Consider the following 26,436-nt stretch of genomic DNA (forward strand, 5'->3'; position numbering starts at 1 on the left):
CACACGCAGAGCGAGGAGCAGGAGCCGGCCATGACAGAGACGCCCCCGGCCCGGGTGAAGCCCTCGGCCCGGGAGAAGGCCCCGGCCCGGGACCGGGGCGGCCCGGTCTGCCGCCGCCTGGTCGGCCGCACCGCCGTGGTCACCGGTGCGGGCAGCGGCATCGGCCTCGCCGCCGCCCGGCGGCTGGCGTCCGAGGGCGCCAAGGTGGTCTGCGCCGACCTCGACGAGACCACCGGCACGGCGGCCGCCAAGGAGGTCGGCGGGCTCTTCGTGCACACCGACGTCACCGACCCGTACATGGTCGAGGCGCTGTTCGACGAGGCCTACGAGACGTACGGCAGCGTGGACGTCGCCTTCAACAACGCTGGCATCTCCCCGCCGGAGGACGGCTCCATCCTGACCACCGGGCTGGAGGTCTGGAAGCGGGTCCAGGAGGCCGACCTGACCTCGGTCTACCTCTGCTGCAAGGCGGCGCTGCCGTACATGCGCCGGCACGGGCGGGGGTCGATCATCAACACCGCCGGCCTCGTGGCCCGGATGGGCGCGGCCACCTCGCAGATCTCCTGCACCGCCTCCAAGGGCGGGGTGCTGGCGATGTCGCGTGAGCTGGGCGTGCAGTTCGCCCGCGAGGGCATCCGGGTCAACGCGCTCTCGCCCGGGCCGGTGGACACCCCGCTGCTGCGGGAGCTGATCGCCGCGGACCCGGAGCGGGCCGCCCGCGGCCTGGTGCACATCCCGCTCGGCCGCTTCGCCCGGCCCGAGGAGGTCGCCGCTGCGGTCGCCTTCCTGGCCAGCGACGACTCCTCCTACATCACGGCGAGTGAATTCCTGGTCGACGGCGGTATCTCGGGAGCGTACGTGACACCGGTCCGAGAAGGGCACTGACGGGGGCACCCGCGGCTTCTCACCGTAATCTCATGGAGAATGCCGGGAATTGTGTGCTCCGCTGATATCGCGTTTATCCGAGTGCCTTTAGATTCACTGGTGTGAGTGAGCAGATTCCCGCCGGGTGGTACCCGGACCCCAAGGACACCAGCGAACCGAGACCGCAGCGCTGGTGGGACGGCAAGGGCTGGACGGCCAGCACCCGGCCCGCACCCCTGGACGCCCCGCCGCCGGAGCCCCCGGCGGCGCAGGCTCCGGGGCCGGACGCGACCGACGACACCCGGGTGCTGGAGGGGGAGGTGCTGGAGAGCGGGCCGACGGTCCGCTACCCAGAGCCGCCCCCGTTCGGCACCGCCTACGGATCGCCCGTGCCGCCGGCGCCGAAGCAGCGGCGCCGGCCGTCCCGGCTGGTGGTCGCGGCCACCGTGGCCGCCCTGGCCGGGCTGCTCGTCGGCTCCGGCATCACCTACCTCGCCATGGACGGCCACGGGGAGAAGCGGGCTACGCACCGCGCCGCCCCCAAGGCCCCGCCGTACGGCGGGAACGGCCCCTGGGGCGGCCTGCCCGACCTCGGCGGCCCGGACGGCGACGGCAGGAACGGCGACGGCAGGAACGGCGGCAACGGGAACGGCGGCAACGGGAACGGGAACGGCGGCCGGGGCAACGGCAGGAACAGCAGCACCGCGGCCGACCTGGTGAACCGGATCACCCTGCCGGTCCCGGCCGGCTGGAAGGGCGGTACCACGCAGGACGGCTTCGCCGGGCTGACGGTGGGCTCGTACGAGTGCGAGGGCGGCGGCGACTGCTCACTCGGCGGGGCCAACACCGGCCGGATCACCGGTGCCGGCACCGACGTCCAGGCGGCCGCCAAGGCCGACATCGAGAAGGCGGCCAAGGCCTCCTACAACGACATCAACTCCCACGAGGAGCTGAAGTCGGAGGCCGTCAAGGTCGACGGCCGGGACGGCTACCTGGTCCGCTGGAAGGTCGACGCGGCCAAGGGCAACGACGGCTACGTGCAGACCGTCGTGTTCCCCTCCGCCGACGGCAAGTCGCTGATCTCCCTGCACCTGGGCTTCGACATCGCCGACAAGGCGCCCGACGTCGCCGTGATGGACACCATCGTCAAGGGCGTCGCCGACTACAAGGGGAAGCTGCCGCCGATCCCTGGCGCTCCCGACGGCCCGGACGGCGGGACGTCGAACACCTGACGCGCTGCTCCGCCCACGTACGGCGGGCCGACCGGAGGCGCTCCGGGCGGCCCGCCGTAGGTGTCGGTCGCGGTCCCGGCGGGGCGCGTGGGGCCCGTGGGGCGTGCCGTCGTGCCGTCGTGCCGTCGTGCAGGGCGTTCCGGGGCCGGACCGAACGGGGGTGGGTGCTCGGTCCGGCCCCGGCCTCCGGCGGTCAGGAGTCGCGTCGAACAGCCTCGACGCGACGGCGCCGGAGCACCATGCCGGCCCAGCCCACGCCGATCGCGGCGGCGCCGGCCAGGAGCAGCGGGCCGGTGGGCGAGCCGCCGCCGACGGCGGCGCTGGCGGTCGGCACCACGGCGCCGGCCGGCTCGTTGGCGTTGCCGCCGTGCCCGTGGTGGGCCACGGTCGACTTGGACAGGCCGGCGGTGATCTGCTCCTCGCTCGGCGCGGCCGGCGCCTGTGCGGCGAGCGCGCCGGCGGGCTGAGCGACGGCGGTCTTCCCGAAGTCGATGTCGGAGCAGCTGTAGAAGGCCTCGGGGCTGTCGCTGCGCTGCCAGATCGTGTAGAGCAGCTGGCGGCCGGTGCGCTGCGGCAACGTGCCGGCGTAGTTGTAGTAGCCGTCCGTGGCGGTCCGGGTGACCGGCACCTGGGCGACCGGGGTCGGGTCCAGGTCCGACCACTTCAGCGGCTGGGTCGGGTCCCAGCTCTGCTTGGTGATGTAGACGGTCTGGGTGCCGAGGTGCGGCGCGGTGGTACGGAACTTGAAGTCGAACGCGCCGGCGCTCACCGGGGTGGCCGGCCAGTCGGCGCGGGGGAGGTCGAGCGCCTTGTACTTGTCGCGGTTGGCGGAGCAGAGCTTGCCGTCCGGGATCAGCGCCTGGTGGTGGCCGTCCGCGTTGGCGATGTTGACCTCGTTCCAGTCGTACAGCGGCTGGGTGCCGCTCATCGCCACCAGGTCCTTGCAGATCTGGGACTTGGGGTTCTCCGGCCCCTCGGCGTAGCAGGCGGCGACCCGGCTGACCGGGTTGGTCATGGTGCCGTGGGCGGCGGCGGTGCCGGCGGTGGTGGCCGCCACGGCGAGGACCGCGGCGCCGATCACGCCGACGGACAGGGCATTGCGCTTGATGGACATGGGGTGGGGACTCCTTGGCCGTGTGCCGGGCCGAGAACGTGGGGGGACGGGCACGCCTGCCCGGGGGCCGCCGACCCGGCGCGCGGACCCCGGCCAGAGCGTATGATTGGACTAGACCAACTGGCAATAGCCGTTACCGGCGTACTTTCTGACGGACAGTAGTCGTACGCGCAGCACAAAGGCCCGATGGGAAGCCGGAGTTAGGCTTCCCATCGGGCCTGCTTAAGGTTCCCCCGGACCGTCCGGCGGGCGGGTCAGCGCGGCTTCGGCTCCTGCGGGAGCACGCCGTTCACCGTGGAGGTGTGCGCCTGGATGACGATGCCCCCGCCGAACGAACCGCCGTGGATGGCGTTGTTCACCACGGCCCGCGGCTGCTCGGGCAGGTGGGGCCTGAACTCGTCCAGGATCGCCTGGAGTTCGGCCGCCGTGGCGGGGTCCTGCCGGACCAGCCGGCGGATCCGGCCGCGCACCTCGGCGGTGCTGTCCTCGATCAGCTCGGCGTCGTCGCCGGCCCGCACCACCTCGACCCGGATCTCCTCCAGCTCGGCGGACACCTCCTCGGTGTTGCGACCCCTTCCGAACAGCGCCGCCAGCCGCGTCCGGACCTGCGTCCAGGCGTCGGTCGCCATCAGTCCGACCACCGTGGTGGCGCCCGACGCCATCACCTGCTGCACGATCTCGCCTTCCACGGCGCCCCCTCGGGGTCGTTGCGAAGCCTTTCGCCCACCACGCTAGAGCACCTGGGCGCGGTGGTGGGCGGAAGCGGCACAGGTGCCGAACCGTCAGGCCGCCCGAGCCGCAGCTCCCGAGGCCCTCACAGGAAGGTCTTCCGCTCGCCCCGGTAGGTCGGGACGGTGCGCACCACCGTGTCGCCCTCGATCAGGTGCAGCTCGGCGAAGCGCTCGCACAGCTCGCCGGCCTTGGCGTGCCGGAACCAGACGCGGTCGCCGATCAGCAGGTCGTCGGCGGCCGGGCCGAGCAGCGGTGTCTGCACCTCGCCGGCGCCCTCCATCGGGTCGTAGCGCAGGCCCGGCGGCAGGTACGGCACCGGCGAGCGGTCCTGCCCGGCGGCGCCCGAGGCGGGGTAGCCGCCGCCCAGCACCGTGACCACGCCGACCCCGGGGCGGCGCACCACCGGCTGCCCGAAGAGCGCGGCCGGGCGGCCCCGGAACGCCCGGTAGTTGTCGAACAGCCGGGGCTGGTACAGCCCGGAGCCGGCCGCCACCTCGGTGACCACCCGCTCCGCCGCGGTGGACTCGACGCTGCCGGTGCCCCCGCCGTTGACGAACTCCAGCTCGGCCACCTGTCGCAGCCGGCGCACCACGGCGGCGCGCCGCTCGGCCAGCTCGGCCCGGGCCCTCGCCTGCATCAGCCGGATCATCCGCGAGCGGACCGGCCGGCCGGGCACGTCGTCGCCCACCCCGGCGACGTGGCCCTCGTACGCCATCAGCCCGACCACCCGGAACCCCCGGCGGTGCTGGACCAGTTCGGCGAAGGCGGCGAGGTCCTCGGGGGTGCGCAGCGGCGAGCGCCGGGCTCCGACCCGCACCCGCCCGCCGAGCAGGTGCAGCGAGGTGTCCAGCTCCAGGCAGACCCGGACCTCTGCGGAGCCGGCCCTGGCCGCGTCGATCAGGTCGAGCTGGGCCGGGTCGTCCAGCAGGACGGTGACGCCGGCCGCGAGCTCGGGGTCGGCGGTGAGTTCCGCGAAGCCGGGCCGGTCGGCCGAGGGGTAGGCGAGCAGGATGTCGCGCAGGCCCGCACGGGCCAGCCAGATCGACTCGTCCAGGGTGAAGCTCATCACGCCGGCGAAGCCGTCCGTCGCCAGCGCCCGCTCCAGCAGCGCCCGGCAGCGCACCGACTTGCTCGCCACCCGGACGGGCTTGCCGGCCGCCCGGCGCACCAGGTCCGCGGCGTTGGCGTCGAAGGCGGCGAGGTCCACGACGGCCACCGGACCGTCCAGGTGGGCGGTGGCCCGGTCGTACCGGGCGCGGTCGGCCGTCGGCGAGGGGGCGGCGGCGGTACGGGCAGCAGCTTCGAGCATGGCCATGGGCGCAGACTGCCACACCGCACTACCGGTCGGTAAGGTGTCGGCGGCGACCTTCTGGGGACCTTCGGTCCGTGTGGCGGCCGCCGGGCGTGGCATAGGGTCGGCGGGGTGGAGCGCAAGAACATTCCCGACCCAGGATTCGCCGGCGACGACGGCACCGCCGACCCGGCACTCGCCGCGGCACTCGACCGCTGGTCGCAGGACCGAAGCGCCGAACCGGAGGTGCTGGCGGCGCTGAGGCCGACCCGGCTGATGGTCCCGATCGTCGCCGTCCTCGGGGAGGTCGAGGTGGACGAGCACGGGCACAAGCACGAGAAGACCAGCGACATGGCCGTCCCGGTGGTCGAGGCCGCCGACGGCCGCCGCGCCCTGCCGGCCTTCACCTCGATGGAGACGCTGGCCCGCTGGCGCGCCGACGCCCGTCCGGCGCCGGTGGCCGCGCCGCAGGCCGCGATGGTCGCCTTCTCCGAGCGTGCCGACACCCTGCTGATCGACCCGGCCGGCCCGGTCGCCTACCAGCTGTCCGGTGCCAGGCTGCGCGCGCTGGCGGAGAACCGGCCGTACCTGCCGCCGTTGGCCGACCCCGACGTGCAGGAGGCCGTCCGGGCGTTGCTGGCGGCCGAGCCGCAGGTGGTGGCGGGCCTGCTGGCGCCGTACCAGGACGGCGACGGGCTGCTCGCGGTGGTGCTGGAACCGGAGCTGGACCAGGCGGGCCTGCAGGCGGCCGTCCAGCGGGTCGGGCAGGCGGTCGCCGCCGATCCGGTGCTGCGGGTCCGGCTCGACCGGGGTCTGAGCCTGGCCGTGCTGCCGGCCGGTGCGCAGCTGCCCGGCGAGCCGCTCTACCGGCGCTGAACGCACGGGTGCCCCCGCGGATCAGTGATCCGCGGGGGCACCCGTGCGGCCGCCGGTCGCGCCAGGGCGGCCGACGTGCGGGCCTCAGGCGTAGACCGGGCCGGTGAACTTCTCGCCCGGGCCGGCGCCCGGTGCGTCCGGGACGACGGAGGCCTCGCGGAAGGCCAGCTGGAGCGAGCGCAGGCCGTCCCGCAGCGGGGCGGCGTGGAAGTTGCTGATCTCCGGGGCGCCGGCGGTGACCAGCCCGGCCAGCGCGGTGATCAGCTTGCGCGCCTCGTCCAGGTCCTTGTCCGCCTCGCCGCCCTCGGCCAGGCCGCACTTCACGGCGGCGGCGCTCATCAGGTGCACCGCGACGGTGGTGATCACCTCGACGGCCGGGACCTCGGCGATGTCCCGGGTGAGGTCGTCGAAACCGATGGCCTCGTCGTCCGCGGCGGGGTTCTGGGTGGGCTCGCTGCTCAAGGGGGGCTCGTTCCGTCGTGCCGGTGTCCGTACACAGGGAGCGTACAAGGGGGGCGCGCGGCGGGGCGGAATGGCGTTCGACCCCGGGGAGCCTGTATGCTTCGAGACTGACCGGCCAGGTGCCTGCGAGGGTGCCCGGCCAGCAAGTGGAGGCTCCACCCAGGAGGCCCGAGAGGGCAACCGCGAAAGTCTCCCACCTGATCGGCTTCGCGGTCGACGGGTCCGGTCCGCGACGGGCGCCCAGCGCCGAGTCGCCCGCAGCACCCCTCACCGGGTGCCGCCCCCGGTTGTGTGGAGCCCCGCTTGTACCGAGCGGGGCTTTTTTCGTGTCGCGGTGCAGGCCGCCGTGCCAGGCAGCGCAGCACGAATGAAGCCCCGCCCAGTGGTCGAGTCCACTACGTGCGACCGCCGTCCGACGGCCGCATCGCAGAAGGTGCAACCGAGGAGGCCCCATCAGCACCGAGCCCCGCATCAACGACCGGATTCGCGTCCCCGAGGTGCGACTCGTCGGTCCCAGCGGCGAGCAGGTCGGCATCGTGCCGCTTGCCAAGGCGCTGGAGCTCGCGCAGGAGTACGACCTCGACCTGGTCGAGGTCGCGGCGACCGCCCGGCCGCCGGTGTGCAAGCTCATGGACTACGGCAAGTTCAAGTACGAGTCGGCCATGAAGGCCCGTGAGGCGCGCAAGAACCAGGCGCACACGGTCATCAAGGAGATGAAGCTCCGGCCGAAGATCGACCCGCACGACTATGACACCAAGAAGGGTCACGTCGTCCGGTTCCTCAAGCAGGGCGACAAGGTCAAGATCACGATCATGTTCCGCGGTCGTGAGCAGTCCCGTCCCGAGCTGGGCTTCCGACTGCTGCAGCGGCTGGCGAACGACGTCCAGGACCTGGGCTTCGTGGAGTCCTCGGCCAAGCAGGACGGCCGGAACATGATCATGGTTCTCGGCCCGCACAAGAAGAAGACCGAGGCGATGGCCGAGGCCCGCGCCGCCGCCGACGCCCGCAAGGCGGAGCGCCAGGGCCGGACCGCCGGCCCGGACGCCGCCGAGGAGCCCGCGGCCGAGCAGGCCGTCGAGGCGACGGAGGCCCCCGAGGCGCCGGCCGCCGAGGCCGCCGAGGTCGAGCAGCCGGCCGAGGCCTCCCAGGACGCCTGAGCCCGTAAGGGCCCGGGCGGTCCGGGGGACCGGCCACCAAGGTGACGGGGCGTCCTGCCCGGTCATCGCAGATCCATCCTTCACGCCCGCGCGGCGAACACCGCGCGGGCGTGGACGGACCGACGAGGAGATACGGCGAAATGCCGAAGCAGAAGACGCACAGTGGCGCCAGCAAGCGCTTCAAGATCAGTGGCTCTGGCAAGGTGCTGCGCGAGCGCGCCGGCCGCCGCCACCTCCTGGAGCACAAGCCCTCGACGCTGACCCGCAAGCTGGCCGGCACCGTCGAGATGGCCCCCGCCGACGCCAAGAAGATCAAGAAGCTTCTCGGCAAGTGATCGCCCTCCCGCCCGGTGCGAGCCGTGGCGGGGCAGCTGATCCTTCCCGACCCATTCGAATGACGGACCGCGTGAAGTAGTCCGTGGTCCTACCCAAGGAGTAATCAAGTGGCACGCGTCAAGCGGGCAGTCAACGCCCACAAGAAGCGCCGGGTCATCCTGGAGCGCGCCAGCGGCTACCGCGGCCAGCGCTCGCGCCTGTACCGCAAGGCCAAGGAGCAGGTCACCCACTCGCTGGTCTACAACTTCAACGACCGCAAGAAGCGCAAGGGCGACTTCCGTCAGCTGTGGATCCAGCGCATCAACGCTGCGGCCCGTGCCAACGGCATCACCTACAACCGCTTCGTGCAGGGTCTGAAGGCCGCGAGCGTCGAGATCGACCGCAAGATGCTGGCCGACCTCGCCGTCAACGACCCGGGTGCCTTCGCCTCCCTGGTCGAGGTGGCGCAGAAGGCGCTGCCGGCCGACGTGAACGCCCCGAAGGCCGCCGCCGACGCCGCCTGATCCACTCCCTGGATCAGTTGATCTGACACGGACCCGCAGGATTGCCTGCGGGTCCGTGTGTTTCCCCGGCAACCGCCCGGCACCCGGCTCCCGCCCCCGGCACCCCGTTGCCCGGCACCCCGCCCAGAGACGAGACCATGCAGAGCACCGACACCCCCCTGCTCACCTCCCTGCGCTCGCCGCGCGTCGTCGCCGCCCGCCGGCTCGCGAAGCGGAACCAGCGCACCAAGGAGCGCCGCTTCCTCGCCGAGGGCCCGCAGGCCGTCCGCGAGGCCGTCGCGTTCGGGAAGCTGCCGGGCTCGGCCGACCACGCCGTGGTCGAGGTGTACGCCACCCCGGAGGCCGCCGAGCGGCACGCCGGCATCGTGGCCGCCGCCCGGGCCGAGGGGATCGCGGTGCTCACCGCCACCGACGAGGTCATCGCGGAGATCTGCGACACCGTGACCCCGCAGGGCATCGTGGCGCTCTGCCGCTTCATCGACACCCCGTTCGACGAGGTGCTGAAGGCCCGGCCCAAGCTGGTCGCCGTGCTGGCGCACGTCCGTGACCCCGGCAACGCCGGCACCGTGCTGCGCACCGCCGACGCGGCCGGCGCGGACGCCGTGGTGCTCACCGACGCCTCGGTGGACCTCTACAACCCGAAGGCGGTCCGGGCCTCGGTCGGCAGCCTGTTCCACCTCCCGGTCGCCGTCGGGGTCCCGGTCGAGGATGCCGTCGCCCGGCTGCGCGAGGCCGGGGTACGGGTGCTGGCCGCGGACGGAGCTGGCGAGCGCGACCTCGACCAGGAGCTGGACGAGGGAACCCTCGGCGCACCCGGCGCCTGGGTGTTCGGCAACGAGGCGTGGGGGCTTCCGGAGGAGACCCGCGCACTCGCCGACGAGGTGGTGCGCGTGCCGATCCACGGACACGCCGAGAGCCTCAACCTGGCCACGGCCGCCGCGGTCTGCCTCTACGCCTCCGCCCGGGCGCAGCGTTCGTCCGGCGGGTGCCGCGCGGCGCGGCCGTAGGACCGGTCCCGCGCCGGTCCGGGCGTTCGCGCCGCAGGCCCGAAGGGGGCGGCCGGACACGCCCCGGACGCCCCCGGAAGTCGCGTTCGCCACGCCGTGGGCCCTACTGCGGGGGGCTGCGAGACGCTAGGGTCTGCCTCGGTGGGGGGAAAGACACGGTGGGTAATCGGGGAGGACACCCATGGTCGGCAGCGGGCCAGAGCTCGACCCGGACGACCTGCCGGACGGCCTGGTGGTCGCCGACGAGCTGGGCCGGGTGGTCTGCTTCAACCGCGCGGCCGCGCGGCTGACCGGCATCCGCCCGGCGGCCGTCCTGGGCAGCCGGTTAGCGGACGCGCTGCCGCTGGAGGACCTCGACGGCCGCCGCTGGTGGCAGCTGACCGACCCGTACGGCGGTCTGGCGATCCGCACCAGCCAGCCGGAGCGCAACCTGCTGCTGCCGGGCGGCCGTGAGGTGCTGGTGTCGGCCCGGTACGTCCGCCCGTACCCGCAGGGGCCGCTGGAGCGGCTGGTGATCGCGCTGCGCGGCACCGAGGCGCGGCGGCGCACCGAGCGCAGCCACGCCGAGCTGATCGCCACCGTCGCGCACGAGCTGCGCTCGCCGCTCACCAGCGTCAAGGGGTTCACGGCGACCCTGCTGGCCAAGTGGGAGCGGTTCACCGACGGTCAGAAGCGGCTGATGCTGGAGACCGTCGACGCGGACGCCGACCGGGTCACCCGGCTGATCGCCGAGCTGCTGGACATCTCCAGGATCGACGCAGGCCGGCTGGAACTGCGCAAGCAGGTGGTCGACGTCGCGGCGGCGGTGCGCCGGCACGTGGAGCGCACGGTCGCCACCGGCATCCCCGAGGAGCGCTTCGACATCCGGGTCGGTGAGCCGCTCACGGTGCTCTGGGCCGACCCGGACAAGGTCGACCAGGTGCTGGCCAACCTGATGGAAAATGCCGTGCGCCACGGGGAGGGAACTGTCACGATCGAGGTGGCACCGGCCAAGGAGGTCGTCGAGGCACCCGTCTGGGAGCGTTCCGGCACCCCACCCCGCATCGTGGAAGGCACAGCGGTCACCGTGAGCGACGAAGGAAGCGGCATCCCCGAGGAGTCGATGCCGCGCGTCTTCACCCGCTTCTGGCGGGGCTCCAAGCGCGGCGGCACCGGCCTGGGTCTCTACATCGTCAAGGGCATCGTCGAGGCCCACGGTGGATCGATCCGCGTCGACCGCGCGCCCGGCGGCGGCGCCCGCTTCCGATTTATCCTGCCCGCCGGGGTGCCCGACTTCATGCTCTGAGCGAGCAGGAACGGCCGGCAGCGCACGCTGCCGAGCCCGGGACCGGCGGGCGGAGCACCGCCCGACCGCCGTCGTGCGGTCTTCCGGAGTCGTCGCCCGACGGGGCTTGACGACGGTCGCGCTACGCGCTGCGACTACACTCGACCTTTGGCGTTGCGCAACGCCCTGCGCGGCCGTGCCGCGGACAACCCCCCTGGCCGTCGAGGCGGGGGCTGCCCGTGCCCCGGCCACGCAGGGTGTGACGCGAAAGGCGTTGGCCCCCCTTCACCTGAGCACGGACGAGCAGGAGCACGGGAAAGATAGAGATGTCGGCACCCAACAAGTCGTACGACCCGGTCGAGGTCGAGGCCCTCAAGCCCGAGGCGGTGGAGCAGGCCCGGGACGAGGCGATCGCCGCGTTCGCCGCCGCCGGCTCCCTCGACGAGCTGAAGCAGGCCAAGGTCGCCCACACCGGCGACCGTTCCGCGCTCTCCCTCGCCAACCGCGAGATCGGCGCCCTGCCCCCGCACGCCAAGGCCGCCGCCGGCAAGCTGATCGGCCAGGCCCGCGGCGCCGTCAACCAGGCCCTCGCCAAGCGCCAGGCCGAGCTGGAGGCGGAGCGGGACGCCCGCGTGCTGGTCGAGGAGGCGGTGGACGTCACGCTGCCCTACGACCGCGCGCCGCGCGGCGCCCGCCACCCGCTGACCACGCTGGCCGAGCGCATCGAGGACACCTTCGTCGCGATGGGCTACCAGGTCGCCGAGGGCCCCGAGGTCGAGGCCGAGTGGCTGAACTTCGACGCCCTCAACCTGGGCCCGGACCACCCGGCCCGCTCGATGCAGGACACCTTCTTCGTCCAGGCCCCGGACGGCAGCGCCGACTCCGGCGTCGTGCTGCGGACCCAGACCTCCCCGGTCCAGGCCCGCACCATGCTCGACCGCGAGCCTCCCATCTACGTCGTCTGCCCCGGCCGGGTCTACCGGACCGACGAGCTGGACGCCACCCACACCCCGGTCTTCCGGCAGGTCGAGGGCCTGGCCGTGGACGAGGGCATCACCTTCGCCGACCTCAAGGGCACCATCGAGCTGCTGGTCTCCAAGCTGATCGGCGACGGCCTGGAGCTGCGCTGGCGGCCCTCGTACTTCCCGTTCACCGAGCCGAGCGCCGAGATCGACCTGCAGTGCTTCGTCTGCCGCGGCGAGTCCGTCGGCAACCCGGACAAGCCCTGCCGCACCTGCTCCTCGGAGGGCTGGATCGAGCTCGGCGGCTGCGGCGTGGTCAACCCGCGGGTGCTGGTCGCCTGCGGTGTCGATCCGAACCGCTACAGCGGGTTCGCCTTCGGCCTGGGCCTGGAGCGAATCCTGATGAACCGCCACAACGTCGCCGACATGCGCGACATGGTCGAGGGTGACGTCCGCTTCACCCTCCCGTTCGGGATGGAGATCTGATGCGCGTCCCGCTTTCCTGGCTGCGCGAGTACGTCGACCTGCCGGCCGGCGAGACCGGTCGCGACGTGGCCGAGCGCCTGGTGCGCGCCGGCCTGGAGGTCGAGACGGTCGAGCAGCTCGGCGGAGACCTCAAGGGTCCGCTGGTGGTCGGCGAGGTGCTCTCGATCGAGGAGCTGAGCGGCTTCAAGAAGCCCATCCGGCACTGCTTCGTCAACGTCGGCGACGCCAACGGCACCGGCGAGCCGCAGGAGATCGTCTGCGGCGCGACCAACTTCGCCGTCGGCGACAAGGTCGTCGTGGTGCTCCCCGGCGCCGTGCTGCCCGGCCCGTTCCCGATCTCCGCGCGGAAGACCTACGGCCAGACCTCGGCCGGCATGATCTGCTCGGCGCGCGAGCTGGGCATGGGCGACGACCACAACGGCATCATCGTGCTGCCGCCCGAGTACGAGCCCGGCACCGACGCGATCGAGCTGCTCCAGCTGGTCGACGAGGTGCTGGACATCGCCGTCACCCCGGACCGCGGCTACTGCCTCTCGATGCGCGGCGTCGCCCGCGAGGCCGCCGCCGCGTACGGGCTGCCGCTGGCCGACCCGGCGCTGCTCGACGTGCCGCCGGCCAACTCCTTCGGCTACCTGGTCAAGGTCAACGACCCGGCCGGCTGCGACCGCTTCGTCGCCCGCACCGTGGTCGGCCTGGACCCGAACGCCAAGTCGCCGATCTGGCTGCAGCGCCGCCTCCAGAAGGCGGGCATCCGCCCCATCTCGCTGGCCGTCGACATCACCAACTACGTGATGCTGGAGGTCGGCCAGCCGCTGCACGCGTACGACAAGCAGCGCGTCGACGGCCCGATCACCGTCCGCCGGGCGGAGCAGGGCGAGACCCTCACCACCCTCGACGGCGTGCAGCGCAAGCTGTCCCCCGAGGACCTGCTGATCTGCGACAACAGCGGCCCGATCGGCCTGGCCGGCGTCATGGGCGGCGCCTCCACCGAGATCCTCGACCCGGCCGCAGGCCCGGGCACCACCGAGGTGATCATCGAGGCGGCGCACTTCGACCCGGTCGCCATCGCCCGCGGCGCCAAGCGGCACAAGCTGCCGTCCGAGGCGTCCAAGCGCTTCGAGCGCGGCGTAGACCCGGAGGCCGCCCGCGCCGCCGCGCAGCGCGCCGTCGACCTGCTGGTGCTGATCGCCGGTGGCACCGCCGAGGCGGGTGTGACCGACATCGCCGCCCCGCACCCGGTGCGCACCATCACCATCGCCGCCGACCTGCCCGACCGGGTGGCCGGCACCGAGTACGGCCGCGAGACCGTCACCCGGCGCCTGCAGGAGATCGGCTGCTCGGTCGCGGGCGCCGACGTCCTGGAGGTCACCCCGCCGACCTGGCGCCCCGACCTCACCGACCCGTACGACCTCGCCGAGGAGGTCATCCGGCTGGAGGGCTACGACAACGTCCCCGCCCGGATGCCCACCGTTCCGCCGGGCAAGGGCCTGACCGACGCCCAGCGCACCCACCGCCGGGTGGGCGTGGCGCTGGCCGGCGCCGGCTACGTCGAGGTCAACAACTACCCGTTCGTCGGCGGGGCCGCCTTCGACGGGCTGGGCCTGGAGGCCGACGACCGCCGCCGCCGCACGGTCAAGCTGGTCAACCCGCTCAACGACGAGGAGCCGGCGCTGCGCACCACGCTGCTGCCGGGTCTGCTCGGGGCGTTGCGCCGCAACATCGGCCGCGGCAACACCGACCTGGCGGTCTTCGAGACCGGCACGGTCTTCCTGCCGAAGGACGAGCTGTCGGTCGCGCCGCGCCCGGCGGTCGACCGGCGGCCGAGCGCCGAGGAGCTGGCCGCGCTGGACGCCGCGCTGCCGCACCAGCCGCGCCGGGTCGCCGTCGCCCTCGCGGGCGAGCGACTGCCGTCCGGCTGGTGGGGCAAGGGCGGTCAGGCGAGCTGGGCCGACGCCGTCGAGGCCGGCCGGACGGTCGCCCGCGCGGCCGGCGTGGAGCTGACCGTGCGCCAGGGCCAGCTGGCCCCGTGGCACCCGGGCCGCTGCGCCGAGCTGGTCGTGGCCGGCACCGACCGCGTGGTCGGTCACGCCGGTGAGCTGCACCCGCGCGTGGTCAAGGCGCTGGGTCTGCCGGAGCGCACCGGTGCGATGGAGATCGACCTGGACCTGCTCACCGAGGACGGCGCCGAGCGGGTCTCCGGCCCGTCGGTCTCGGCCTTCCCGGTGGCCACCCAGGACGTCGCGCTGATCGTGGACACCGCCGTCCCGGCCGCCCAGGTGGAGGCCGCGCTGAAGGCCGGTGCCGGCGAGCTGCTGGAGGACATCCGGCTGTTCGACGTCTTCACCGGTGAGCAGGTCGGCGAGGGCAAGAAGTCGCTGGCGTACGCGCTGCGCTTCCGCGCCGCCGACCGGACGCTGACCGCCGACGAGGCCAGCGGTGCGCGCGAGGCCGCCGTCGCCGAGGCCGTGGCCCGTACGGGCGCGGTGCTGCGCGGCGCCTGACGCAGGGTCGAGGGGCCCCGACCGGGAAGTCCGGTCGGGGCCCCTCGCGTGCCTGAAGGGGCAGACCCCTTGCGCCGGGCTGGGCGTGTTCGCTTCAATCTCGTTAGGAAAGTTTCCTAACACCTCGGCGCCGGGTGCCCCCTGCCCGCGTGCCCACGGAAACCACGGAGCGTCAGATGCAACCCAAGCACCGCACCGTCCGCGTCGCCCTCGCGGCGCTGCTGATCGCCGCCCCCGCCGCCGTGGCGGCGGCCGACGTCGCAGCCGCCGCCCCCGCCCCGGCCGCCGTCCAGGTCAAGGCCGTCGGCCTCGACGACCCGCACAAGAAGGACATCGCGATGCAGCTGGTGTCCAGCGCCGAGAACTCCTCGCTGGACTGGAAGGCCCAGTACAAGTACATCGAGGACATCAAGGACGGCCGCGGCTACACCGCCGGCATCATAGGCTTCTGCTCCGGCACCGGCGACATGCTGGAGCTGGTCGAGCACTACACCGACCTCAAGCCCGGCAACGTCCTGGCCAAGTACCTCCCGGCGCTGCGCAAGGTCAACGGCAGCGACTCGCACTCCGGCCTCGGCTCCGCCTTCGAGCGCGACTGGGCCACCGCCGCCAAGGACGGCGTCTTCCGGAAGGCGCAGGACGACGAGCGCGACCGGGTCTACTTCAACCCGGCGGTCAGCCAGGCCAAGGCCGACGGCCTGCGCGCGCTCGGCCAGTTCGCCTACTACGACGCCATCGTGATGCACGGCCCCGGCAGCAGCTCGGACAGCTTCGGAGGCATCCGCAAGGCGGCCATGAAGAAGGCCAAGACCCCGGCCCAGGGCGGCGACGAGGCCACGTACCTGAAGGCGTTCCTGGCGGCCCGCAAGGTGGTCATGAAGCAGGAGGAGGCCCACGCCGACACCAGCCGGGTCGACACCGAGCAGGCGGTCTTCCTGAACGCGAAGAACTTCGACCTCAACCCGCCGCTGAAGTGGAAGGTCTACGGCGACAGCTACGCCATCAACAGCTGAGACCGGACGGTCGGCGAAGGGGTGGGAGGGTGCGCGCTCCCACCCCTTCGGCATGTGGAGAACGGGGCGGCGGGGGCTGCAAGCCGAGCTGGGAGGATGTGCACGCTTCCTTCACTCCATAACGAATCGAGCAGAACACATCTCGAAGAAGCCTTCACTTATTGACGGCACGGTGTAGTGGCACGGAGACTCCGTCCTCTGCCGTATGACGCGGCGCAGTACAGGAGGCATCACCCACCATGAACAGACCAACCCGTCGAGCGGCCGCCGGCACGGCGGTCGCGCTGTCGCTGGCGCTCACCCTCGCGGCCTGCGGCCAGGACGACGGAGCGCAGAAGCCGTCCGCCGGCGGCAACAAGACCATCGGCCTGCTGCTGCCGGAGAACGCCTCCTCCACCCGGTACGAGGCCTTCGACCGGCCGCTGATCGAGTCCACGGTCACCGGCCTCTGCCCCAGGTGCACGGTCGACTACGCCAACGCGAACGGCAGCGAGACCGCCCAGAAGAGCCAGTTCGACCAGCTGCTGGCCAAGGGCGTCAAGGTGATCCTGCTCGACCCGGTCAACGCCAAGGTCACCGCCCCGTGGGTCGAGGCCGCCGCCGCCAAGGGCGTGCAGGTCGTCGCCTACGACCGGCTCGCCGAGGGCAAGGTCGCCGCGTACGTCTCCTTCGACAACCAGCGCACCGGCGAGCTGCAGGGCCAGGCCCTGCTGGACGCCCTCGGGCCGAAGGCGGCCGCCGCGAACGTGGTGATGATCAACGGTGCCGAGACGGACCCCAACGCCGCGATGTTCAAGGCCGGCGCGCACCGCGCGCTGGACGGGCGGGTCAAGAAGATCGCCTATGAGCAGTCCGGCGAGTGGAAGCCGGAGGTGGCCACCGCGAAGATGAACGAGGCCATCAAGGCCCTCGGCAAGGACGGCATCCAGGCCGTCTACGCGGCCAACGACGGCATGGCCGCGGCGGTCGTCGACGCCCTCAAGGCGGCCGGCCTCAAGAACGTGCCGGTCGGCGGCCAGGACGCGTCCATCGACGCGGTGCGCCGGGTGCTCATCGGCGAGCAGACCTACACCATCTACAAGCCGTACAAGCCCGAGGCCGAGGCGGCGGGCAGCATCGCCGTCCAGCTGCTGGAGGGCATGGACATCAGCTCCTCCGCGAGCTCGCTCACCGAGAGCGGAGGGGAGCACATCCCCTCGCTGCTGCTCACGCCGATCGTGGTGACCAAGCCGAAGGTCCAGGTGACCGTGGTCGGCGGCGGCCTCTACAAGGCGGCCGACATCTGCACCCCGGAGTACGCGGACGCCTGCGCGGCGGCCGGCGTCAAGTAGCGGCGGCCGGCGCCGAGCGGCCGTGGCCGGTGCCCCTCCCGGCCGATCGGGGAGGGGCACCGCAGCCGGTCAGGCGCTCGCGGTGTAGTCGTAGAAGCCGCGGCCGGACTTGCGGCCCAGCAGGCCCGCGTCGACCATCCGGGACAGCAGCGGGGGAGCGGCGTACAGCGGCTCCTTGTACTCGTCGTACATCGACTCGGCGATCGACACGATGGTGTCCAGGCCGATCAGGTCGCACAGGCGCAGCGGGCCCATCGGGTGGGCGCAACCGGCCTCCATGCCCTTGTCGATGTCGGAGGCGGTGGCCACGCCCGACTCGAACATCCGCACCGCCGAGAGCAGGTACGGCACCAGCAGGGCGTTCACCACGAACCCGGCGCGGTCGCGGGCGCGGATCGGCTCCTTGCCGAGGACCTCGGTGGCGAACGTCTCGACCCGCTCGGTGGTGGTGGCCGAGGTGGTCAGGGTGGGGATCACCTCGACCAGCTTCTGCACCGGCGCCGGGTTGAAGAAGTGCAGGCCGATGACCTGCTCCGGGCGCGTGGTGGCGGCGGCCAGCTTCACGATCGGGATCGACGAGGTGTTGGAGGCGAGGATCGCGTCCCTGCGCTCGATCACCTGGTCCAGCGTCTGGAAGATCTGGACCTTGATGTCCTCGCGCTCGGCGACGGCCTCGACCACCAGGTCGCGGTCGGCGAAGTCGGCGAGGTCGGTGGTGAAGGTCAGCCGGGCCAGCGCCTCGTCGCGCTGCCCCACCGTCAGCTTGCCCCGCTTGACGGCCGTCTCCAGGGAGTTGGTCACCCGGGTGCGGCCGAACTCCAGGGCCTCCCCGCTGGCCTCCGACACCAGGACGTCCAGCCCGGCCCGGGCGAACACCTCCGCGATGCCCGACCCCATCAGACCGCAGCCGATCACTCCGACGCGCGCGATGTCACTCACTCAGTTGCCCTTCGATGGTGCTGGGGTGTGCGGCCCCAGCGACAGGTGGCCCAGCAAGCTGCTGTTCAGCGGTGGGGAGCACCGGAATCCGGGCACCCGTGAACCGCCTCGACGACGTTACTACTCCGTACCGGCCGGTAGGTCATCCCCTCCCCGGATGGGCCGGACGGGTGAGACGGCCGATCCCGCCCGTGCGCCCGGGCCCCGCCCCGTCCCCTGCCGGACAGGAAGCGGGACGGTCGCCCCGCGGCGGCCGGGCGTCGCGCCGGCGGGCGTCAGAGCTCCAGCAGCGCCCGCCGCTCCCCGGCGGTGAGCGAACCGGGCTCGCGCCCGGCCCGCGCGAAGGCGTTCGCCAGCCGCTGCAGCGCCCCGTTGAGCGGCGTCGGCACCCCGTGCAGCCGGCCGAGCAGCACGATCTCGCCGTTGAGGTGGTCCGCCTCGATCGAGCCGGTGCCGCGCGCCAGGCTCTGCCAGGACGAGCTGCCGCTGCGCCCGACCCCCGGCACCCGCCCCATCGTCATCGCCTCCCCGGCCAGCGCGGCCTGCTCCTGCGGGTCGTGGTGCGCGATGCCCGCCGCGGCCAGCACCGTCGCCCCCTCCGCCATCACCCGGCGGCGCAGGCCGTCGAGCGGATCGCCCTCGACCGGGCCGGCCACCGCGTCCAGCGCGTTGCCGAGGTTGCCCAGCAGCTTGGTGTACTTCCAGTCCATCGTGGCGGCGTCGACGGGCGCGCCGAACCCGGACGCCGCCAGGTCGGCCGCCACCGCCGCGGCCGTCGCGCCGCCGAGGCCCGCGGGGTAGCCGCCGATCCGCAGCACCCCGCTCACCGGCGTCCCGGCGGCGGTGACCAGGCCCGGCTCCACGAACCCCGACGGCAACCAGACGCACACCGCCAGCACCCGGCGGAAGAGCCGCAGCGCGAGCCGTTCGTTCTCCACCCCGTTCTGCGCGCAGAGCACCGGCAGCCGCTCGCCGGCCGTGCCGCCGCCGGCCACCGGACGCGGTGCCCACGCCGCCAGTGCGGCGGCGCTGTCCTGCGTCTTCACGGCCAGCACCAGGGCGTCGTCCTCGCGCAGCGCCACGTCCTCGGGGCCGTCCGCCACCGGTATGCGCAGCGTCCGAAGGCCCTCCGGCGTTCCGAATCGCAGACCGTCCTCACGCAGCGCGGCGAGCTGCGCCCCGCGTGCCACCAGGACCACCTCGTGCCCGCCCTCGTGCAGCCGGGCACCGATCGTGCCGCCCACCGCACCCGCCCCGACGATGATGTAGCGCATGGCGGAAGCATGGCACGGCGACGGGGCCGGGGGCAGGCACCCCCGGGACGCCCGGCGCCCCGCCCCGGACCGCCCTCGGGCCGGCGTGGGTCCTAGGCCGGCGTGAAGAGCCGGCTGGCCGTGACCGGCTTCAGCCCGGCCCTGGCGAGGCCGTCCAGGATGCCGGGCAGCGCGTCCACCGTGCACTGGTGGCCCATGTGCAGGGCGACCACCGAGCCGCCCTTGGCCGACGTCAGCACCCGGCGCTGCAGCTCCGCCGCGCTCGGGTCGCCGTAGTCGCGCGGGTCGACGTCGAAGGAGAGCACGTGCGCGTAGCCGACCGCCTTGGCCTGCTCGCGCACCATCGGGGTGGCGTACTGGGCGGCGGAGGGGCGGAACCAGCGGCCGATCGAGCCGGTCAGGCGCTGCAGCCGCTCCGCGCACTGGGCGATCTCGGCGCGTGCCTGGTCGGGGCTCATCGCCGAGATGTTCTGGTGGTTCTGGGTGTGGTTGCCCAGCTCGTGGCCGCCGTCCAGGATGCGCCGGGCCATCTGCGGCTGCTGGTCCAGCCAGCTGCCGACGGCCATCACCGTCAGCCCGGCTCCGCGCTGCTCGGCGATCTCCAGCAGGGCGGTGGCCAGCTTCGGGTCGCCGCTGCCGTGGACGGTGAGCGCGACGTTCTTGCCGGTGCGCGGGCCGTACACGACCTCCAGCGGGGTGCCCGGGGGCAGCGGCGGCAGCACCGGCGGGCTCGGCGGCGTGGCCGTCGTGGCGGTCGCCGCCGCGGCGCTCGGCTGCGGGTCCGCGGAGGGGGAGACGGCCGGTGCGGGGGAGGCCGGCCCCTCACCGCCCGACCAGGCCGGGTCCACCGCGGCCGGGTCCCCGCCCGCCGGGTCGACGGTGCCGGGGTGCACGGCGAGCGCCCCCGGGTCGGCCCGGCGCGGGCCGGTGCCGCCGCACGCGGCGAGCAGCCCGCCCCCGGCGGCCAGCACGGCGAGTCTGGCGGTGGTGCGCAGCAGGGTGCGGCGGTCGGAGATCATCCGGTCGGCAGTCATCGGCAGCCAGCATAGAGACGGCTCAGGTCCGCGGGCGATTCGAGGGCCTGGCCCCCGGCCGGACGCCGGCGTGCACACACATCGTGCACACACGCGCGCCGTACGGCACCGGATAAACCCGAACTCCCGCTGTTTCCGGGCCAGGCCGTCGGATACGATCACGGCGCGCCGCGTGTTCCGGGGGAGTTGCGCCGCGGCGGCCGATCCGGCAGCGGATTCCGGAAGCGAGTACAGGGGGACGGACCAGGATGCACGAGGACAGCACCGCTTCGGCGGCCGCCGGTACAGGTACCGGCATCGGCAGCGACTGGGAGTGGGCCAGGGCCGACGACTGGGAGCCGCCGACCGAGCTCGACACCGGCGTTCCGCACACCGCCCGGATGTACGACTACTACCTCGGCGGCAAGGACAACTTCGAGGCCGACCGCAAGGCGGCCGAGGCCGCCATCGCCGCCTACCCCGCGCTGCCGCTGCTGGCCCGCACCAACCGTGAGTTCCTCGGCCGCGCCGTCGAGTACGCGGCCGGCCGGGGCATCCGCCAGTACGTCGACATCGGCACCGGCATCCCCTCCGTCGGTTCCACCAGCGAGGTGGCCCGGCGGGTCGTCCCGGACGCCCGGGTCGTCTACGTCGACAACGACCCGATCGTCGCCACCCACGCCCGCGCCCTGCTGGCGAGCCACAAGGCCGGCCACACCTCGGTGGTCGAGGCCGACCTGCGTGACCCGGCCTCGATCCTCGACCACCCCGGCCTGCGCGCCGCCGTCGACCTGGACCAGCCGGTCGCCCTGATGCTCGTCGCCGTGCTGCACTTCGTCCGGGACGAGGACGGCGCCGAGGCGATCGTCCGGACCCTGCGCGACGCGCTCGCGCCCGGAAGCGCGCTGATCCTTTCCCACGGCAGCCCCGACTTCGCCTCGCGCGAGAGCGCGGCCGAGGGCGCCCGGATCTACAAGAGCGCGAGCGCCCCGCTGGTACTGCGCCCGCGCGCCGCGGTGGAGCCGTTCTTCGGCGACTTCGAGTTCGCCGGCCCCGGCCTGGTCCAACTCCCGCTCTGGCGACCGGAAGCCGGCCACGTCCCCACCACCGACCTGCCCGAGGGCTGGCAGGACGTCTCCGCCTACGCCGGCGTCGCCGTCAAGCGCTGACCACCTCGCGGCGCGCTCGTCCCGGTCGTGGCCCGCTCGGTCGGTGAGGGTCGCCGGGGCACGGTGAACCGGCCCCGGCGCCTCCCTCCGAGCGCCGGGACCGGGCCGTCCCCCGTCCATCCGTGACGTTAGCCCCCGCGACTGACAACCGGTCAGCGACGGGGGCGCGGCAGGGAGCGGACGTCGGTGCGCCGGGCGGAAGCCGCCGCGACGGGCCGGCGCGGGCCGGTGCCGGCGTGCGAAGCATGAGACCCCGGGCGAGAGCGGGCTCCGCGGCTCCTTCGTCAACCGCTCCGAGGGCGAGGCCCGTCGGCCCGACCTGTCCCGGGGATGCGACCGACTCCCCCGGGGTGGGTGGGCTCGGCCCCGTCGGCCGGGGCCGGTGGGCCAGGGCGCACCCGGCCGCGCGCTACGACCGCCGCAGCTGGTCCAGTTCGCGGCGGTCCCGTTTGGTGGGGCGCCCGGCGCCCCGGTCCCGCACGCCGGCGGCCGGCGTCAGCTCGCGCGGCGGCCTCGGCGGGCTGTTGTCCACCAGGCACTCGGCGGCGACCCCGGCCCCGACCCGCTTGCGGATCAGCCGCTTCACCACGACGACCCGCTCGTAGCCCTCCTCGCGGACCCGGACCTCGTCCCCGGGCTTCAACGCCTGCGCGGGCTTGGCCCGCTCCCCGTTCACCCGAACGTGCCCGGCCCGGCAGGCGGCCGCGGCCAGTGCGCGCGTCTTGGTCAGCCGGACCGACCAGATCCAGCTGTCGACCCGGACGCTTCCCTCGTCTTCGACCATCCTCCGAGCCTACCGAGGCGGTGCCCGGCCCACCGAGCCCGGCGCGTACGGGCCACCCGGGCGCGCGTGCGACCCCGGCCCCCTAGCCGGGCGGCGACTCCTGGACCGCCCAGCCGTTGCCGTCCGGATCGTTGAAGAACACGAACGAGTTCCAGTCCCCGCCGCGCCCGTCCACCCGGGCGCCGGCCTCGAAGTGCTGCACCGGGCTCACCTCCACGCCCCGCGCGACCAGTTCGCCGTGTGCCTTGTCGATGTCCGGCACCACCAGCTGCAGCCCCTTCAGGGAGCCCGGCGGCGCCTCCGTGACCCCGGTCCCCACCACGATCGAGCACCCCGAGCCCGGCGGCGTCAGCTGCACCACCCGGACCCCGTCACGGATCCGGGTGTCGTGGTCCACCGTGAAACCGGCCTGTTCCTCGTAGAACAACTTGGCCCGCTCCACGTCCGAAACCGGCACCACCACGACTTCGAGCTTCCAGTCCATGCCCAAGCCCCTTCCGGTCGGTCCCTTCCGGTCGGGCCCCTCCAGTATCGGCCGCCCGGGCGGCCACCGCCCGGTGGTCGGCTAGCCTGAGACCACGATGAACCGCCTCAGCACGCCCGCCGACGCCACCCCCTTCACGACCCCGTGGGGCGTCTTCGACCTCACCCGCTACCCGGAGGACCCGCGCGAGCGGCTGCGCGCCTGGGACGCCGCAGACGAGTACCTGCTGCGCCACCTCGCCGGCGAGGCCGACAGCGCCGCGGGGTCCGCCACCGATCTCACCGGCCGTACCGTCGCCGTCCTCGGCGACCGCTGGGGCGCCCTCACCACGGCACTCGCCGCCCACGCGCCGATCCAGATCGGCGACTCGCACCTCGGCCGCCGGGCCACGCTGGCCAACCTGGCCCGGGCCGGCGCCGCCCCCGACGAGGCGCGGCTGCTCACCACCCGGGACACCCCGCCGGAGCGCATCGACGTCCTGCTGGTCCGGGTGCCCAAGAGCCTTGCCCTGCTGGAGGACCAGTTGCACCGGCTGGCCCCGGCGCTCCACCCGGGCGCCGTGGTGGTCGGCACCGGCATGGTCACCGAGATCCACACCTCCACGCTCCGGCTCTTCGAGCGCATCCTCGGACCGACCCGCACCTCACTCGCGGTCCGCAAGGCCCGGCTGATCTTCTGCACGCCCGACCCGGCGCTCGACCCCGGCCCCAACCCCTGGCCGCACACCTACGCCCTGCCCGGCGACATCGGCCCGGCCTCCGGGCGCACCGTGGTCAACCACGCCGGCACCTTCTGTGCCGAGCGCCTCGACATCGGCACCCGCTTCTTCCTCGGCCACCTGCCGACCGCCGCCCCCGGCGCCCGCGTGGTCGACCTCGGCTGCGGCAACGGCGTGGTCGGCACCGCCACGGCGCTGGCGAGCCCCGGCGCGGAGCTGGTCTTCGTCGACGAGTCCCACCAGGCGGTGGCCTCGGCCGAGGCCACCTTCCGGGCCAACCTCGGCCCGGACGCCCCGGCCGAGTTCCGCACCGCCGACGCGCTCGCCGAGGGCACCGTCGCCCCCGGCTCGGTGGACCTGGTGCTCAACAACCCGCCGTTCCACTCCCACCAGGCGACCACCGACGCCACGTCGTGGCGGATGTTCACCGGCGCCCGCCGCGCCCTGCGCCCCGGCGGAGAGCTCTGGGTGGTCGGCAACCGGCACCTCGGCTACCACGTCAAGCTGCGCCGGCTCTTCGGCAACTGCCAACTCGTGGCGGGCAACCCCAAGTTCGTCGTCCTCAAGGCCGTCAAGCGCTGAGGCCTCCTCCGGCGCCCCCGCTCGGGCGCCGGATCCCGTCCGGCCCGGGCCCGTGGGTTCGCCGCATACTCCTTGCATGAATGTTCCGTACTGCGTATATTCATGCCACGACCAAGGAGGAATGCCATGGCATTGCGAGTCGCCGTCGCCGGTGCGAGCGGTTACGCGGGCGGCGAGGTGCTGCGTCTGCTGCTCGGCCACCCGGAGGTGGAGATCGGGGCGCTCACGGGCGGCTCGAACGCGGGCACCAGGCTCGGTGCCCTGCAGCCGCACCTGATCCCGCTGGCCGACCGCGTCCTGGAGCCGACCACCCCCGAGGTGCTGGCCGACCACGACGTGGTGTTCCTCGCCCTGCCGCACGGCCAGTCCGCCGCAGTGGCCGAAGCCCTCGGCCAGAACGTGCTGATCGTCGACTGCGGTGCGGACTTCCGGCTCAGGGCCGCCGCCGACTGGGAGCAGTTCTACGGCTCGGCGCACGCCGGCACCTGGCCCTACGGTCTGCCCGAACTGCCCGGACACCGCAACGCGCTCAAGGGCGTCAACCGGATCGCCGTCCCCGGCTGCTACCCGACCGCCGTCTCGCTCGCCCTCTTCCCGGCCTACGCCGCGCAGCTCGCCGAGCCCGAGGCCGTGATCGTCGCCGCCTCCGGCACCTCCGGCGCCGGCAAGGCCGCCAAGACCCACCTGCTCGGCAGCGAGGTCATGGGCAGCGTCAGCGCGTACGGCGTCGGCGGCGTCCACCGGCACACCCCGGAGATGTCGCAGAACCTCACCCCGCTCGCCGGGGAGCCGGTCACCGTCTCCTTCACGCCGACCCTCGTCCCGATGCCGCGCGGCATCCTCGCCACGTGCTCCGCCAGGGCCCGGCCCGGCGTGACCGGCGAGAGCCTGCGCGCCGCCTACACCGAGGCGTTCGCCAACGAGCCCTTCGTCCACCTGCTGCCCGAGGGGCACTGGCCGCAGACCAGCAGTGTCTACGGCTCCAACGCCGCCCTCGTCCAGGTCGCCCTGGACGAGACCGCCGGGCGGATCGTCGCGATCAGCGCGATCGACAACCTGGTCAAGGGCACCGCCGGCGGCGCGGTGCAGAGCATGAACATCGCCCTCGGCCTCCCCGAGGAGATCGGCCTTCCCGTGAACGGAGTCGCACCGTGACCGACGATCAGAACCTCGGAGTGACGGCCGCCAAGGGCTTCCGCGCCGCCGGGATCACCGCAGGGATCAAGGCCTCCGGCACCCCGGACCTCGCGCTGGTCGTCAACGACGGCCCCTCGCTCGCCGCGGCCGGCGTCTTCACCGCCAACCGGGTCAAGGCCGCCCCCGTCCTCTGGTCCGAGCAGGTCCTCAAGGGCGGTCTGGTCTCCGCCGTCGTCCTCAACTCCGGTGGCGCCAACGCCTGCACCGGCCCGCTCGGGTTCCAGGACACCCACGCCACCGCCGAGAAGGTCGCCGAGGAGCTGAAGCTCAACGCCGGCGAGGTCGCCGTCGCCTCCACCGGCCTGATCGGCGTCCGCCTGCCGATGGACGTCCTCCTGCCCGGCGTCGCCACCGCCGCCGCCGAGCTCAGCAGCACCGGCGGCGAGGCCGCCGCGATCGCCATCAAGACCACCGACACCGTCCACAAGACCGCCCAGGTCACCAGCCCGGGCGGCTGGACGGTCGGCGGCATGGCCAAGGGCGCCGGCATGCTGGCGCCGAGTCTCGCCACCATGCTGGTCGTCCTCACCACCGACGCCGACCTCGACGCCGCGGCGCTGGACGAGGCGCTGCGCGGCGCCACCCGCACCACCTTCGACCGGATCGACTCCGACGGCTGCATGTCCACCAACGACACGGTGCTGCTGCTCGCCTCCGCCGCCTCCGGGATCGCCCCCGACCGGGCGGAGTTCGACGAGGCCGTCCGCACCGTCTGCGCCGACCTCGCCCGTCAGCTGATCGGCGACGCCGAGGGTGCGAGCAAGGAGATCCGGATCGACGTCACCGACGCCGCGACCGAGGAGGAGGCCGTCGACGTCGCCCGCGTCATCGGCCGCAACAACCTGCTCAAGTGCGCCCTCCACGGCGAGGACCCGAACTGGGGCCGGGTGCTGGCCGCCATCGGCACCACCGCCGCCGCGTTCGACCCGAACCGCCTCGACGTGGCCATCAACGGCGTCTGGGTCTGCCGGGACGGCGGCGTGGGGGAGGACCGCGACCTGGTGGACATGACCGGCCGCGAGATCGTCATCACCGCCCGGCTCAACGCCGGCGAGGCCACCGCCACGCTGTGGACCAACGACCTCACCGCCGACTACGTGCACGAGAACAGCGCCTACTCCACCTGAGCGCCCACTCCACCCGAC

At 73.5% G+C, this 26,436-nt stretch carries 25 protein-coding genes; 16 read left to right on the forward strand and 9 right to left on the reverse strand.

Annotated features, from left to right (window positions below; genetic code table 11):
* Nucleotides 1–30: 30 nt before the first annotated feature.
* Together ACF9IK_RS28130 and ACF9IK_RS28135 are read left to right on the forward strand one after the other, a co-directional pair.
* Entirely contained in the window at nucleotides 31–885 is an 855-nt protein-coding gene (locus ACF9IK_RS28130; RefSeq protein ID WP_395296882.1) for a 3-oxoacyl-ACP reductase, read from the forward strand.
* Between the two features lie 101 nt (nucleotides 886–986).
* A complete protein-coding gene (locus ACF9IK_RS28135) occupies nucleotides 987–2,096 on the forward strand; it encodes a DUF2510 domain-containing protein (protein WP_395296883.1) in 1,110 nt (369 codons plus the stop codon).
* 193 nt (nucleotides 2,097–2,289) lie between these two features.
* On the opposite strand, the gene ACF9IK_RS28140 is transcribed toward ACF9IK_RS28135, so the two are convergent.
* The 3 genes from ACF9IK_RS28140 to ACF9IK_RS28150 form a co-directional block, all read right to left on the reverse strand.
* The gene (locus ACF9IK_RS28140) at nucleotides 2,290–3,210 is read right to left on the reverse strand and encodes a lytic polysaccharide monooxygenase auxiliary activity family 9 protein (protein ID WP_395296884.1); all 921 of its coding nucleotides are present in this window, start codon (nucleotides 3,208–3,210) and stop codon (nucleotides 2,290–2,292) included.
* Between the two features lie 254 nt (nucleotides 3,211–3,464).
* On the reverse strand, nucleotides 3,465–3,899 hold the full coding sequence (locus tag ACF9IK_RS28145; RefSeq protein ID WP_395296885.1) for a hypothetical protein: 435 nt from the start codon (nucleotides 3,897–3,899) through the stop codon (nucleotides 3,465–3,467).
* A gap of 125 nt (nucleotides 3,900–4,024) precedes the next feature.
* Nucleotides 4,025–5,251 (reverse strand): alanine racemase, encoded by a 1,227-nt coding sequence (locus tag ACF9IK_RS28150; protein ID WP_395298708.1) that lies wholly within the window; start codon nucleotides 5,249–5,251, stop codon nucleotides 4,025–4,027.
* A gap of 114 nt (nucleotides 5,252–5,365) precedes the next feature.
* On the opposite strand from ACF9IK_RS28150, the gene ACF9IK_RS28155 reads away from it, so the two are divergent.
* The gene (locus ACF9IK_RS28155; RefSeq protein WP_395296886.1) at nucleotides 5,366–6,109 is read left to right on the forward strand and encodes an SseB family protein; all 744 of its coding nucleotides are present in this window, start codon (nucleotides 5,366–5,368) and stop codon (nucleotides 6,107–6,109) included.
* An 84-nt stretch (nucleotides 6,110–6,193) separates the two neighbouring features.
* On the opposite strand, the gene ACF9IK_RS28160 is transcribed toward ACF9IK_RS28155, so the two are convergent.
* Entirely contained in the window at nucleotides 6,194–6,571 is a 378-nt protein-coding gene (locus ACF9IK_RS28160; protein WP_395296887.1) for a DUF1844 domain-containing protein, read from the reverse strand.
* A 452-nt stretch (nucleotides 6,572–7,023) separates the two neighbouring features.
* On the opposite strand from ACF9IK_RS28160, the gene infC reads away from it, so the two are divergent.
* From infC to ACF9IK_RS28205, 9 genes are all read left to right on the forward strand, one after another.
* Entirely contained in the window at nucleotides 7,024–7,728 is a 705-nt protein-coding gene (infC, locus tag ACF9IK_RS28165) for a translation initiation factor IF-3 (protein ID WP_395298709.1), read from the forward strand.
* A gap of 140 nt (nucleotides 7,729–7,868) precedes the next feature.
* The gene (gene rpmI / locus ACF9IK_RS28170) at nucleotides 7,869–8,063 is read left to right on the forward strand and encodes a 50S ribosomal protein L35 (protein ID WP_030286227.1); all 195 of its coding nucleotides are present in this window, start codon (nucleotides 7,869–7,871) and stop codon (nucleotides 8,061–8,063) included.
* A 108-nt stretch (nucleotides 8,064–8,171) separates the two neighbouring features.
* Nucleotides 8,172–8,567, forward strand: coding sequence for a 50S ribosomal protein L20 (rplT, locus tag ACF9IK_RS28175; protein WP_030055649.1), 396 nt, complete (start codon nucleotides 8,172–8,174; stop codon nucleotides 8,565–8,567).
* A gap of 137 nt (nucleotides 8,568–8,704) precedes the next feature.
* Nucleotides 8,705–9,574 carry a TrmH family RNA methyltransferase gene (locus ACF9IK_RS28180; RefSeq protein WP_395296888.1) on the forward strand — a complete coding sequence of 290 codons (870 nt, stop codon included), beginning with the start codon at nucleotides 8,705–8,707 and terminating at the stop codon, nucleotides 9,572–9,574.
* 181 nt (nucleotides 9,575–9,755) lie between these two features.
* Nucleotides 9,756–10,859 (forward strand): sensor histidine kinase, encoded by a 1,104-nt coding sequence (locus ACF9IK_RS28185; RefSeq protein ID WP_395296889.1) that lies wholly within the window; start codon nucleotides 9,756–9,758, stop codon nucleotides 10,857–10,859.
* Nucleotides 10,860–11,164: 305 nt separating this feature from the next.
* Nucleotides 11,165–12,286, forward strand: a complete 1,122-nt coding sequence (pheS, locus tag ACF9IK_RS28190) for a phenylalanine--tRNA ligase subunit alpha (protein WP_395296890.1) — start codon at nucleotides 11,165–11,167, stop codon at nucleotides 12,284–12,286.
* The gene (gene pheT, locus ACF9IK_RS28195; protein ID WP_395296891.1) at nucleotides 12,286–14,787 is read left to right on the forward strand and encodes a phenylalanine--tRNA ligase subunit beta; all 2,502 of its coding nucleotides are present in this window, start codon (nucleotides 12,286–12,288) and stop codon (nucleotides 14,785–14,787) included. Before pheS ends, pheT begins: the two co-directional genes overlap by 1 nt.
* 176 nt (nucleotides 14,788–14,963) lie before the next feature.
* Nucleotides 14,964–15,800: a chitosanase gene (locus ACF9IK_RS28200; protein ID WP_395296892.1), complete on the forward strand. Its 837-nt coding sequence runs from the start codon at nucleotides 14,964–14,966 to the stop codon at nucleotides 15,798–15,800.
* Between the two features lie 239 nt (nucleotides 15,801–16,039).
* Nucleotides 16,040–17,131, forward strand: coding sequence for a sugar ABC transporter substrate-binding protein (locus ACF9IK_RS28205; protein WP_395296893.1), 1,092 nt, complete (start codon nucleotides 16,040–16,042; stop codon nucleotides 17,129–17,131).
* A 69-nt stretch (nucleotides 17,132–17,200) separates the two neighbouring features.
* Here ACF9IK_RS28205 and ACF9IK_RS28210 read toward each other — a convergent pair whose 3' ends face one another.
* The 3 genes from ACF9IK_RS28210 to ACF9IK_RS28220 all read right to left on the reverse strand — a co-directional run bounded on the left by ACF9IK_RS28210 (nucleotide 17,201) and on the right by ACF9IK_RS28220 (nucleotide 20,378).
* Nucleotides 17,201–18,070 (reverse strand): 3-hydroxybutyryl-CoA dehydrogenase, encoded by an 870-nt coding sequence (locus ACF9IK_RS28210; RefSeq protein WP_395296894.1) that lies wholly within the window; start codon nucleotides 18,068–18,070, stop codon nucleotides 17,201–17,203.
* Nucleotides 18,071–18,345: 275 nt separating this feature from the next.
* Nucleotides 18,346–19,344, reverse strand: a complete 999-nt coding sequence (locus tag ACF9IK_RS28215) for a ketopantoate reductase family protein (protein ID WP_395296895.1) — start codon at nucleotides 19,342–19,344, stop codon at nucleotides 18,346–18,348.
* Between the two features lie 92 nt (nucleotides 19,345–19,436).
* Nucleotides 19,437–20,378: a polysaccharide deacetylase family protein gene (locus tag ACF9IK_RS28220; protein WP_395296896.1), complete on the reverse strand. Its 942-nt coding sequence runs from the start codon at nucleotides 20,376–20,378 to the stop codon at nucleotides 19,437–19,439.
* A 248-nt stretch (nucleotides 20,379–20,626) separates the two neighbouring features.
* On the opposite strand from ACF9IK_RS28220, the gene ACF9IK_RS28225 reads away from it, so the two are divergent.
* Nucleotides 20,627–21,526 carry an SAM-dependent methyltransferase gene (locus tag ACF9IK_RS28225; RefSeq protein WP_395296897.1) on the forward strand — a complete coding sequence of 300 codons (900 nt, stop codon included), beginning with the start codon at nucleotides 20,627–20,629 and terminating at the stop codon, nucleotides 21,524–21,526.
* Between the two features lie 409 nt (nucleotides 21,527–21,935).
* On the opposite strand, the gene ACF9IK_RS28230 is transcribed toward ACF9IK_RS28225, so the two are convergent.
* The gene (locus ACF9IK_RS28230) at nucleotides 21,936–22,310 is read right to left on the reverse strand and encodes an RNA-binding S4 domain-containing protein (protein ID WP_395296898.1); all 375 of its coding nucleotides are present in this window, start codon (nucleotides 22,308–22,310) and stop codon (nucleotides 21,936–21,938) included.
* 82 nt (nucleotides 22,311–22,392) lie between these two features.
* A complete protein-coding gene (locus ACF9IK_RS28235) occupies nucleotides 22,393–22,794 on the reverse strand; it encodes a VOC family protein (protein WP_395296899.1) in 402 nt (133 codons plus the stop codon).
* A 97-nt stretch (nucleotides 22,795–22,891) separates the two neighbouring features.
* Between ACF9IK_RS28235 and ACF9IK_RS28240 the strand changes: the two genes are divergently transcribed.
* The 3 genes from ACF9IK_RS28240 to argJ all read left to right on the forward strand — a co-directional run bounded on the left by ACF9IK_RS28240 (nucleotide 22,892) and on the right by argJ (nucleotide 26,418).
* On the forward strand, nucleotides 22,892–24,094 hold the full coding sequence (locus ACF9IK_RS28240) for a methyltransferase (protein ID WP_395296900.1): 1,203 nt from the start codon (nucleotides 22,892–22,894) through the stop codon (nucleotides 24,092–24,094).
* A 126-nt stretch (nucleotides 24,095–24,220) separates the two neighbouring features.
* A complete protein-coding gene (gene argC / locus ACF9IK_RS28245) occupies nucleotides 24,221–25,249 on the forward strand; it encodes an N-acetyl-gamma-glutamyl-phosphate reductase (RefSeq protein ID WP_395296901.1) in 1,029 nt (342 codons plus the stop codon).
* Entirely contained in the window at nucleotides 25,246–26,418 is a 1,173-nt protein-coding gene (argJ, locus tag ACF9IK_RS28250; protein WP_395296902.1) for a bifunctional glutamate N-acetyltransferase/amino-acid acetyltransferase ArgJ, read from the forward strand. The genes argC and argJ overlap by 4 nt, the downstream gene beginning before the upstream one ends.
* Nucleotides 26,419–26,436: the final 18 nt, after the last annotated feature.

The sequence above is a fragment of the Kitasatospora hibisci genome, from assembly GCF_043950205.1.
GTDB lineage: Bacteria > Actinomycetota > Actinomycetes > Streptomycetales > Streptomycetaceae > Kitasatospora > Kitasatospora hibisci.

Bases quoted from the DNA above. Each gene is read 5' to 3' on its own strand.
- ACF9IK_RS28130 (WP_395296882.1), top strand. From the start codon at position 31: ATGACAGAGACGCCCCCGGCCCGGGTGAAGCCCTCGGCCCGGGAGAAG.
- ACF9IK_RS28140 (WP_395296884.1), bottom strand. From the start codon at position 3,210: ATGTCCATCAAGCGCAATGCCCTGTCCGTCGGCGTGATCGGCGCCGCG.
- ACF9IK_RS28150 (WP_395298708.1), bottom strand. From the start codon at position 5,251: ATGCTCGAAGCTGCTGCCCGTACCGCCGCCGCCCCCTCGCCGACGGCC.
- rpmI (WP_030286227.1), top strand. From the start codon at position 7,869: ATGCCGAAGCAGAAGACGCACAGTGGCGCCAGCAAGCGCTTCAAGATC.
- ACF9IK_RS28180 (WP_395296888.1), top strand. From the start codon at position 8,705: ATGCAGAGCACCGACACCCCCCTGCTCACCTCCCTGCGCTCGCCGCGC.
- ACF9IK_RS28185 (WP_395296889.1), top strand. From the start codon at position 9,756: ATGGTCGGCAGCGGGCCAGAGCTCGACCCGGACGACCTGCCGGACGGC.
- pheS (WP_395296890.1), top strand. From the start codon at position 11,165: ATGTCGGCACCCAACAAGTCGTACGACCCGGTCGAGGTCGAGGCCCTC.
- pheT (WP_395296891.1), top strand. From the start codon at position 12,286: ATGCGCGTCCCGCTTTCCTGGCTGCGCGAGTACGTCGACCTGCCGGCC.
- ACF9IK_RS28200 (WP_395296892.1), top strand. From the start codon at position 14,964: ATGCAACCCAAGCACCGCACCGTCCGCGTCGCCCTCGCGGCGCTGCTG.
- ACF9IK_RS28205 (WP_395296893.1), top strand. From the start codon at position 16,040: ATGAACAGACCAACCCGTCGAGCGGCCGCCGGCACGGCGGTCGCGCTG.
- ACF9IK_RS28215 (WP_395296895.1), bottom strand. From the start codon at position 19,344: ATGCGCTACATCATCGTCGGGGCGGGTGCGGTGGGCGGCACGATCGGT.
- ACF9IK_RS28220 (WP_395296896.1), bottom strand. From the start codon at position 20,378: ATGACTGCCGACCGGATGATCTCCGACCGCCGCACCCTGCTGCGCACC.
- ACF9IK_RS28225 (WP_395296897.1), top strand. From the start codon at position 20,627: ATGCACGAGGACAGCACCGCTTCGGCGGCCGCCGGTACAGGTACCGGC.
- ACF9IK_RS28230 (WP_395296898.1), bottom strand. From the start codon at position 22,310: ATGGTCGAAGACGAGGGAAGCGTCCGGGTCGACAGCTGGATCTGGTCG.
- ACF9IK_RS28235 (WP_395296899.1), bottom strand. From the start codon at position 22,794: ATGGACTGGAAGCTCGAAGTCGTGGTGGTGCCGGTTTCGGACGTGGAG.
- ACF9IK_RS28240 (WP_395296900.1), top strand. From the start codon at position 22,892: ATGAACCGCCTCAGCACGCCCGCCGACGCCACCCCCTTCACGACCCCG.
- argC (WP_395296901.1), top strand. From the start codon at position 24,221: ATGGCATTGCGAGTCGCCGTCGCCGGTGCGAGCGGTTACGCGGGCGGC.